Origin of the sequence: Methylobacterium sp. GXS13, assembly GCF_001455965.1 — a bacterium.
Lineage (GTDB): Bacteria > Pseudomonadota > Alphaproteobacteria > Rhizobiales > Beijerinckiaceae > Methylobacterium.
Genome location: NZ_LKKO01000093.1, coordinates 1 through 8,858 on the forward strand (window position 1 = coordinate 1; position 8,858 = coordinate 8,858).

Below are 8,858 nucleotides of genomic sequence, written 5' to 3' on the forward strand. Positions count from 1 at the left end.
GGTCCGGCCGATGGCGAGGAATTTTTCGGCGCGGCGGTCGCGGATCTCCACGGGGCTCAAGCCCTCGAACTGGGCGAGCGCGCAGGCGATCACGTCGCCCGCGCCCCGGATCGCCGCCTCGCGGTCGCGATGCGCGCCGCCGGTGGCCTCCGGGATGATGCCGTCGATGACGCCGAGCCGCAGCAGGTCCTGGGCGGTGATCTTCATGGCGGTGGCGGCCTCGTGGGCGCGGCCCTGGTCGCGCCACAGGATCGAGGCGGCGCCCTCCGGCGAGATCACCCCGTAGATCGCGTGTTCCAGCATCAGCACCCGGTTGGCGGTGGCGAGCGCGATGGCGCCGCCCGAGCCGCCCTCCCCGATCACCACGGCGACGTTGGGGACGCCCAGCGCCAGGCACGCCTCGGTGGAGCGGGCGATGGCCTCGGCCTGGCCGCGCTCCTCGGCCTCGATGCCCGGATAGGCGCCGGCGGTGTCGACGAAGGCGATCACCGGCAGGCCGAACCGGTCGGCGGTCTCCATCAGCCGGACCGCCTTGCGGTAGCCCTCGGGCCGGGCCATCCCGAAATTGTGGCGTAGGCGCGCCTCGGTGGTGGCGCCCTTCTCCTGGCCGAGCACCAGAACCGGGCGCCCGCGGAAGCGGCCGAAGCCGCCCAGGATCGCGGCGTCCTCGCCGAAGCTGCGGTCGCCGGCGAGCGGCGTGAATTCGGCGATCAGCCCGGCGCAGTAATCCACGAAATGCGGGCGCTGCGGGTGGCGGGCCACCTGGGTCTTCTGCCAGGGCGTGAGGCTCGCGTAGATCTCGGCCAGGGCCTGGCCGGCCTTGGCCTCCAGCCGGCCGACCTCTTCGGAGATCGAGACGGCGCCGTCGCGCTCGCCGACCGCCCGCAATTCCTCGAGCTTGGCCTCCAGCTCGGCAACCGGCTTCTCGAAGTCGAGGTAGGTGCGCGTCACCGCCATCGTGTCACAGGTCTTCCCGGGTTCGCCGCTCCGGAAGCGGCGGGCGCGAGGTGTTGGCGATGGCGGGTTTGGTGTCAACCGGCGCCGGGTTCGAGCAGCTTTGCGTGGGGGCTGCGCGGGCGGGGTTTTTTTGGCCGCTCGGTTGCGGTGGCGGGGTTGGGAGGGTGCGTCGGGGAGATTTGCGACGCGCTCTCCTCTCCCTTGCGGGGAGGAGTTGGAGGTGGGGGTGGCTCAGAAGGCACCCTCAACGTTCGATCCTGCACCACCCCCACCCCTACCCCTCCCCGCAAGGGGGAGGGAAAAACGTGTCGTGTTTCAGAGCTTTGTTTCAAAACCACCCGGATGTGTGAAGCCGCTAACCCGCAGAGGGGGGGGAGAGGCGATCGGGTCCGGCCTTCGTGCACAATCGGTAGCGATGGAAACCGGCACAGATTGTCGAGTTGATGGGCCAGCGTTCAACGCGGTCGGGCCGCCCAATCCCAAACAATCACGCCGCCAGGTCCTCCCGGGCGATCCGGCGGCAATGCTCCAGGTAGCCGCGCTGGTGCGCGCCCATCAGGTCGGTGACCGCCGACCAGAGCCAGCCGGGGGTGTCGGCGCCCTGCCCCGGCGCGCGGACGGTGTCGCTCCAGGTCTGGCGGTCGGCATCCCCCATCTGGCGGCCGTGGGCGCGGCCCAGGATGGCGGCGAGATGGCCGGAGACCCGTACGGCCTCGCTCCGGGAGAACTGCTCGGCATCGATCTTGAGATCCTGCGGCATCAGCTCCCGGACCGTCACCGGGGTGCCCTGGAAATGGGTGGCGACCATCCGGTCGCCCAGATTCGGCGACAGGGCGAGGGCGCCGGCCACGACGCGGGCAGCCGCATCCGCGGGCATGTCGGCCCCCGGGGCGGCCGGGGCGAGGTACGGCACCGCCTCCTTCACGTCGAGGAGCGCGAGATGCGGGCGGGCGCCGCCGGAGATCTCTACGAGCCCGGCATAGCGCAGACGGCCGAGCGAGCTGCAGCCCTTGATCCAGTAGGCGGCGTCGAGCAGCAGGATCGGCGCCCCGGCTTCGGCGCCGCCGAGCGCCAGGACCAGCCGGTGCACCTCGGGGTCGCGGCTCAGGGCCGCGAACGCCTCCTGCTCGGCCGGGTCCAGGTCGAAGAAGCGGTTGCCGCGCGGCAGGCGGGCATCCTTGCCCTTGAGACGCTCCCGGGACAGGTGGCGCCAGCGCCGGCCGAGCGCCCGGCGCCGGGTGGTGGCGACGATCTCGGATTCGGCGACGCCCCGCTCGGCCTGATCCGGATCGAGGATCCCGTCCGCGTCGCCGACCGCCATGGCGTCCATCATCCGGGCGGTGACGATGCCCGGCAGGGTCGCGTTCAGCGCCGCGGTGACGAGCGACAGGGACAGCCGGACGAGGTCGAAGGCCGGGTTCGACACCAGGGTCTGGTCGAGATCGCGGATCTGGATGTCGATCCGCCCGTCGGGGGCCGCCACCGCGCCGAGATTGCCGAGATGCGCGTCGCCGCAGATCCAGATCGGTGGCCCCTCCGGCAGGGATCCCGCCGGCATGGCGGCGATGAGCTCGTAGAAATGCGCAGTGCTGCCCCGGACATAGGCGTGCGGCGAGGAGGCGATCTTGCACAGGCGGCGCTGTTCCAGCTCGCTCGCCGCGCGCCCCGACCTGGCCGGCACCTGCATATCCATCCGCGTCGTCCGATCCTCTGCCGCGCCCTGTGCGACAGGGGCGCGGATCGATGTCGGGTGCGAGGTTAGAATTTCATCCTTAAGGGCGGGTGAGCGTTTTGACGCAGCTTGAGCGCGGCGCGGTTCGGCATCGCGCGATCAAGCACCACGCCCCTGCGGTCCCCCGCAGAGGCTACGCTGTCCACATAGCGGCTGATGGGAGGCCCGACGCGCTCTCCTCCCCCTTGCGGGGAGGAGTTGGAGGTGGGGGTGGCTCAGACGGCACCGTGACGTTCGATCCTGCACCACCCCCACCCCTGCCCCTCCCCGCAAGGGGGAGGGGAAAATGCGTTGCGTTTCAGGATCTTACTTTAAAAAAGCCGATCTATGATTTCGCTGGCCATCCGCGAGGCGTCCGCGAGGCTGGAGAATCGCGCGGGCCCGCGCGCCCCTCAGGCCGCCTGCTGCTCGACCCGGTTCCGCCCGGCCGCCTTGGCTCGGTACAGGGCGATGTCGGCGCGCTTGAGCATGTCGCCCGGGCCGGTATCCTCCGGGTGGCGGATGGCGACGCCGATCGAGACCGTCACCGGGATCGTCCGGGTGGCGCGCTGGACCGAGAACGGCAGCGCCTCGACCTTCTCGCGGATACGCTCGGCGATGGCCCGGGCCTCGGCCAAACCGGCTTCCGGCAGGACCACCACGATCTCCTCGCCGCCGTAGCGGGCGACGATGTCCACCGGCCGCGTGTGCTGGCGGACCCGCTCGGCGAAGGTGCGCAGCACCTCGTCGCCGGCCTCGTGGCCGTAGCTGTCGTTGATGCCCTTGAACAGGTCGATGTCGAGGATCAGGGCGGCGAGCCCCGGGCGGCGGGCGGTGTCGTCGGCAAACAGCGCGCCGAGATGGTTGTCGAGATAGCGCCGGTTGTGCAGGCCGGTGAGCGCGTCGGTGACGGCGAGCTGCAGAGAGGCCTGCATGGCGCCCCGCAGGGCCTCAGTGAAGCGCTTGCGCTTCACCTGGGTGCGGACCCGGGCCATCAGCTCGTTGCGGTCCACCGGGCGCATCAGGAAGTCGTGGACCCCGAAATCGAGGCCGCGCACCACCCGGGCGCGGTCGTGCTCCTCGGCCACCATGATCAGCGGCATGGCCCGGGTGCTGTCCAGGGAGCGGAGCTGGCTGCACAGGCGCAGGCCGTCGAACCCCGCGAGGTCCAGGCTCACCAGGGCGAGGTCGAAGCCGCCCTCGGCGGCCAGGCGCATCGCCGCCTGCGGGTCGGGCTCGATCGTGACGGCGTGGTGCTGGCGCAGGACCCCGGCCATGCGCTCGGCCGAGCCGGGCCGGTCCTCGACCAGCAGGATCCGGGCGTCGAGGCCGGTCTCCGCGGTGGCGAGCGCCAGGGGATCGCCGATGCCGAACTCGCGGGACGCCAGCGCGCGCTGGCGCAATTCGTCGGTGACCGCCTTGAGGCGCACGAGGCTGCGCACCCGGCTGAATAGGGCGGTGTCGTCCACCGGCTTGGTGAGGAAGTCGTCCGCGCCGGCATCGAGGCCGCGCAGGCGGTCGGACGGCTGGTCCAGCGCCGTGACCATCACCACCGGGATATGGGCGGTGACCGGGTTGTTCTTGAGGTAGCGGCAGACCTCGAACCCGTCCATGCCGGGCATCATCACGTCGAGCAGGACCAGGTCGCACAGGCCCTTCTCGCAGATCGCGATCGCGTCCGGCCCGTTCATGGCCGCGACGGTGTCGAAATATTCGAGCCCGAGCTTCGTCTCCAGAAGCTTCACGTTCGGGAACAGGTCGTCGACGATCAGGACGCGGGCCGACATGGTTCCTCGCTGACGCGCCGTTGCGCGATTCCGCCCGAGCGGGCGGTCATGCGCCGCCGATAGTGCGCCGGTTCGGCGTCACCGCGGCTCAAGATACGCGCGAACCGTTGCCAAAAACTTCGCGACGGAGATGGGCTTCGACAGATAGGCCTCGCAGCCGCCCTCGCGGATCCGCTCCTCGTCGCCCTTCATGGCGAAGGCCGTGATCGCGATGACCGGAATGCTCTTGAGGTCGTCGTCCTCCTTGAGCCATTTGGTCACCTCGAGGCCGGAGACCTCGGGGAGCTGGATGTCCATGAGGATCAGGTCGGGATGGTGCGCGCGGGCCAGCTCGATCGCCTCGATGCCGTGGGCGGTCTTCAGGGTCGCGTAGCCGTTCGCCTCCAAGAGGTCGTTGAACAGCTTCATGTTCAGTTCGTTATCTTCGACGATCAGCACCGTCTTTTTCATGATCCGATGTCCCGGTGCGCGCCGATCATGATTAGCGGGCCGTGAAGCCCCTTGATGACCTTTGTAGCGATCACATGTTGATGAATGGCAAACCTCTTCAAGGGGCCGAATCTGCGGAACGGCTCGCCCTCGACGTTCTGCTGTGGATCGTCGCGGAGGATGACCGCCTCCTCCCCTTCCTGGCGGCGAGCGGCCTGAGCGCCGACACCCTGCGCGAGAGCGCCCAGGAGCCGGCCTTCCTGGCGGGTGTTCTCGACCACGTCATGGGCGACGAGGGCGTGCTCGTGGCCTGCGCGGGGGCGCTGGAGATCAAGCCGGAGCGCATCGCGGCGGCCTGGCGCATCCTGTCGCCGCAGCCGGAGGATGATTGGGCCTGAGGGGGCTAGGGTTGGTGGTGCGCCTTACCCTCCCCCCTCTGCGGGGGAGGGTGGCCCTCGCGTCAGCGAGGGTCGGGAGAGGGGAGCGCCGTTTCCGGAAAGGTCGCGCTAGGCGCGAGATCCTGACCCGTCGCGCTGCCCCTCTCCCGACCCGGCCTGACGGCCGGCCCACCCTCCCCCGCAGAGGGGGGAGGGAACGGCGCGTGCAGCGGCTTACTGCACCCTCACGGTGTGCAGCCCTTGTCCCCCTCCTTCGCGGCCGCCCGGTTCGCCTGGGCGTCGATGTCGAGGGCGGTCATGTCGCCCAGGATGGCGAACTCGCCGTAATCGAGCTTGAGGGCGCCGCTGACGCCGTTCTCGTAGAGGTCGAAGCCGAGGGTGTAGATCGGCGTCCGCTCCCCGGCCCCCGGCGTGTAGTAGCTCAGCCGCACCGGCCAATGCGGCATGCCGGCCAGCGGGCCGTCGCGCCGGGGCTTGTCGCGGGCCGGGTCGGAGGCCGCGGCCGGGCCGGTGCCGGCATGGCCGATCACCGCGAAGGTGTCGTAGATCTTCTTGCCGTCGTCGGAGCCGTCGAACACCTTGGCCGAGAGGGTCGCCTGGCCGGCCCGTGCCGCCGTGATCAGGTGGCGCATGTGCTCGCTCGGGAACAGCACCGGCCCCTCGACGGTGAACGGCTTGGCCGCACCCTTCAGCTTCACCGTGACCGACTCCCCCTGCTCCGAGGCGGTGCCGTCCACCGGCGCGGCCGGCTGGTTGTTGGTCAGCGTCGTGGTCTTGAACCGGAATTCCCGGCCCTTGCCGCCCTCGAAGGTGGTGCTGCGCATGTCCGACAGGCGCGGGCCGGTCTCGCCGGAGGAGAGCTCGGTCACCTGCCGGGTCAGCATGGTGTAGCCGCGGCAGGCATCGCCCCGGAAATCGATGACGATCCGCCCGCGGGCGCTCTCCACCGAGCGTGTGCCGCCGCCCTCGGCCAGCGACAGGTCGTAGACCGCCCGATGGTTGGCCAGCACGATCTCCTTGGCTTCCTGGCCCGGCGCGGGGGCCTCGGCCTTGGCCTCGGGGACCGGCGGCTCGGATACGGCCGGCGCAGCGTGTGCCCCCCAGGCGGAGACGAGCAGGCCGGCCGTCAGGAGGTGCGAGAGGCGCATGAATAATCCCGGTTCAAGGTCCGCCAGATAGCAGGCGACGCGAAAGGGGCAATCCTCGGGCATCGGGGCGGCCCCCGATATGGGGTTCCCAAAGGGCTGAGCCCTTTGGCGGGGCATCGGGGCGGAGCCCCGATGGACCAGGGCGCTGCCCTGGACCCGCGAAAGGTCCCGGACCTTTCGAAACCGTGACCTTCACCGGTAGCCCTGCGCCTGCAGGGTGAACAGCTCGGCGTAGCGGCCGCCCTGCCCCATCAGGGCGGCGTGGCTGCCGTCCTCCAGCAGCCGGCCGCCCTCCAGGACCAGGATGCGGTCGGCCATGCGCACCGTCGAGAAGCGGTGCGAGATCAGCACCGTGGTGCGGCCCGCCGACAGCTCCCGGAACCGGGCGAACACGTCGTGCTCGGCCCGCGCATCCAAGGCCGCGGTCGGCTCGTCGAGGATCAGGATCTCGGCCTCGCGCATATAGGCCCGGGACAGGGCGACCTTCTGCCACTCGCCCCCCGACGGGTCGACGCCGCCGGCGAAGCGCTTGCCGAGCGGCTGGGCGTAGCCCTCCGGCAGGCGCTCGATCACCGGGGCGGCGAGCCCCCGGGCGGCGGCGGCCGCGATGCGGTCCTGATCGTCGGCCGCCGCGATCCGGCCGACGGCGACGTTCTCGCCGGCGGTGAGGTCGAACCGGACGAAATCCTGGAAGATCGCCGCGACCCGGGCCCGGAGGTCGTCGAGGTCGTAGGCGGCCAGCGGCCGCCCGTCGAGGAGCACCCGGCCCTCGTGCGGGTCGTAGAGCCGGGTCATCAGCTTGACGATCGTGGTCTTGCCGGCGCCGTTGCCGCCGACGAGCGCCACGGTCTCCCCGGCCCGCACCGCGAAGGACAGGCCGCGCAGGGCCCAGATCTCGGTGCCCGGATAGCGGTAGCCGACATCCTCGAACACAAGGCCGTCGCGGATCGGGCTCGGCACCGGGACCGGATGCGCGGGCGAGCGGATCTCCGGCCGGATCGCGAAGAACGAGAAGAAATCGTCGAGATACTGCGCCTGGCCGCTGATCTGGGTGAGGCCGAGCAGCAGCCCCTCGATGCCGCCGCGCAGGCGCTGGAACGCGCCGGCCAGGAAGGCGAGGTCGCCGATCGAGAAGGCGCCGGCCACGGTCCGCCAGACGATCACCGCGTAGGCCGCGTAATAGGCCAGCGTCCCCAGGCTCGCGAAGGCGAAGCCCCAGCGCGCCCGGGCCGTGGCCAGCGTCCGGTTCTCGGCGAGCAGGTTCTTCGCGAGCGCCCCGTAGAGCGCGGTGATGTAGCTCGACAGGCCGAAGAGCTTCACCTCCTTGGCGGTCTCGACGCTGGCGCCGAGGTAGCGCAGGTAGTCGATCCGCCGCCGCTCCGGGCTGCGGATCCAGGCCAGCCGATAGCCGGCCTTGGTGAAGTGCCACTCGTTGAGCAGCGCCGGCACCAGCCCGGCGGCGATCAGCACCACCAGCCACGGGGTGAAGACCGCCACCCCGGCGGTGAGCGAGGCGAGGGTCACCAGGGCCTGGAGCTGCCCGAACACCGTCCCGATCAGCCCGGTGCGGCCGCTGACCTGCCGGCGCGCCCGCTCCAGCCGGTCCTGCTGGGCGCTGTCCTCGAACTGCGCGAGGTCGAGGGAGGCCGCGTGCGCCATCAGCCGCACGGACGCGGCGTTGGCGTAGAGATCGCCGATCAGGGTCTCGGTGAGGCTCGCCAGCCGTCCGGTGAGGTCGGAGAGCAAAGCCAGCCCGAGCTCGCCGCCCACCAGCAGGGCGAGCCGCGCCCGGCCGGGATCGGAGAGCCACTCCGCAATCCCCACCGCTGGCGCCGGGCGGGCCTGTTCGGCCACGATGCCGTCGAGGATCAGCTTGGCGAGGTAGAGCGACAGGATCGGCAGGCAGGCCGCCACCAGGCGCAGGCCCAGGCTCGCGGCGAGCAGGCGCGGGCTCGCCGCGGCGATCTCGCGGAACAGGGCCGGCAGGTAGCGCAGCGCCCCCAGGCGCGCGCCGAGGCGGCCGATCCGAAGGCTCATCGGCGGTCCATCCAGGCGGATCCCCTGTTGACGACAGCGGTCCTTCGACCCGGGGGCGCGCCGTGCCGTTGGCCGGCAGGTCGAGAGAGCATTATCTGAGGCCTGAGACTGAATTTCATCGTCGAGTGACGCGTGCTGAGTGGCCCTGCAATCCTGCGTATTTCCGTCTTACTGATCCTGGCCGGAATCCTGGCGGCGCTGGTGCAGTTCCTGCTGCCGAGTCCGGTGCCCCCCCCGGCCCCTGCCCCCCCGCTCGCGCTGGCCCCGGTCTACGCCCAGAACCTCCTGGTGGCCGCGGGCGGGCTGTAACACAGCGTCGTCGCGGGCGGTCCCTTCACGGCCGCCGCCGCGCTGGCGCCGGCGGCGTGCGGGGCCGGCCATGGCCGCCGCC

8 protein-coding genes are annotated in these 8,858 nt (G+C 71.1%); 2 read left to right on the forward strand and 6 right to left on the reverse strand.

Annotated elements, in window-relative coordinates:
• From AO398_RS26260 to AO398_RS26275, 4 genes are all read right to left on the reverse strand, one after another.
• Positions 1 to 957: acetyl-CoA carboxylase carboxyltransferase subunit alpha (locus AO398_RS26260; protein WP_058195132.1), on the reverse strand; the 957-nt coding region annotated here is incomplete at its 3' end.
• Between the two features lie 487 nt (positions 958 to 1,444).
• Positions 1,445 to 2,650, reverse strand: a complete 1,206-nt coding sequence (locus AO398_RS26265; protein ID WP_058195134.1) for a DUF2252 family protein — start codon at positions 2,648 to 2,650, stop codon at positions 1,445 to 1,447.
• Positions 2,651 to 3,081: 431 nt separating this feature from the next.
• A complete protein-coding gene (locus AO398_RS26270; protein ID WP_058195137.1) occupies positions 3,082 to 4,455 on the reverse strand; it encodes a PleD family two-component system response regulator in 1,374 nt (457 codons plus the stop codon).
• Between the two features lie 78 nt (positions 4,456 to 4,533).
• Positions 4,534 to 4,905, reverse strand: a complete 372-nt coding sequence (locus tag AO398_RS26275) for a response regulator (protein ID WP_007560977.1) — start codon at positions 4,903 to 4,905, stop codon at positions 4,534 to 4,536.
• An 80-nt stretch (positions 4,906 to 4,985) separates the two neighbouring features.
• On the opposite strand from AO398_RS26275, the gene AO398_RS26280 reads away from it, so the two are divergent.
• Positions 4,986 to 5,282, forward strand: a complete 297-nt coding sequence (locus AO398_RS26280) for a DUF3572 domain-containing protein (RefSeq protein WP_058195144.1) — start codon at positions 4,986 to 4,988, stop codon at positions 5,280 to 5,282.
• A 224-nt stretch (positions 5,283 to 5,506) separates the two neighbouring features.
• On the opposite strand, the gene AO398_RS26285 is transcribed toward AO398_RS26280, so the two are convergent.
• Both AO398_RS26285 and AO398_RS26290 read right to left on the reverse strand, forming a co-directional pair.
• A complete protein-coding gene (locus tag AO398_RS26285) occupies positions 5,507 to 6,430 on the reverse strand; it encodes a cell envelope integrity EipB family protein (RefSeq protein ID WP_058195139.1) in 924 nt (307 codons plus the stop codon).
• 192 nt (positions 6,431 to 6,622) lie between these two features.
• Complete coding sequence (locus AO398_RS26290; protein ID WP_058195142.1) at positions 6,623 to 8,467, reverse strand: ABC transporter ATP-binding protein; 1,845 nt, start codon at positions 8,465 to 8,467, stop codon at positions 6,623 to 6,625.
• Between the two features lie 132 nt (positions 8,468 to 8,599).
• On the opposite strand from AO398_RS26290, the gene AO398_RS27870 reads away from it, so the two are divergent.
• Positions 8,600 to 8,776 carry a hypothetical protein gene (locus tag AO398_RS27870; protein ID WP_201025842.1) on the forward strand — a complete coding sequence of 59 codons (177 nt, stop codon included), beginning with the start codon at positions 8,600 to 8,602 and terminating at the stop codon, positions 8,774 to 8,776.
• Positions 8,777 to 8,858 lie beyond the last annotated feature (82 nt).

Bases quoted from the DNA above. Each gene is read 5' to 3' on its own strand.
- AO398_RS26285 (WP_058195139.1), bottom strand. From the start codon at position 6,430: ATGCGCCTCTCGCACCTCCTGACGGCCGGCCTGCTCGTCTCCGCCTGG.
- AO398_RS26290 (WP_058195142.1), bottom strand. From the start codon at position 8,467: ATGAGCCTTCGGATCGGCCGCCTCGGCGCGCGCCTGGGGGCGCTGCGC.
- AO398_RS26280 (WP_058195144.1), top strand. From the start codon at position 4,986: ATGAATGGCAAACCTCTTCAAGGGGCCGAATCTGCGGAACGGCTCGCC.
- AO398_RS26275 (WP_007560977.1), bottom strand. From the start codon at position 4,905: ATGAAAAAGACGGTGCTGATCGTCGAAGATAACGAACTGAACATGAAG.
- AO398_RS26265 (WP_058195134.1), bottom strand. From the start codon at position 2,650: ATGGATATGCAGGTGCCGGCCAGGTCGGGGCGCGCGGCGAGCGAGCTG.
- AO398_RS26270 (WP_058195137.1), bottom strand. From the start codon at position 4,455: ATGTCGGCCCGCGTCCTGATCGTCGACGACCTGTTCCCGAACGTGAAG.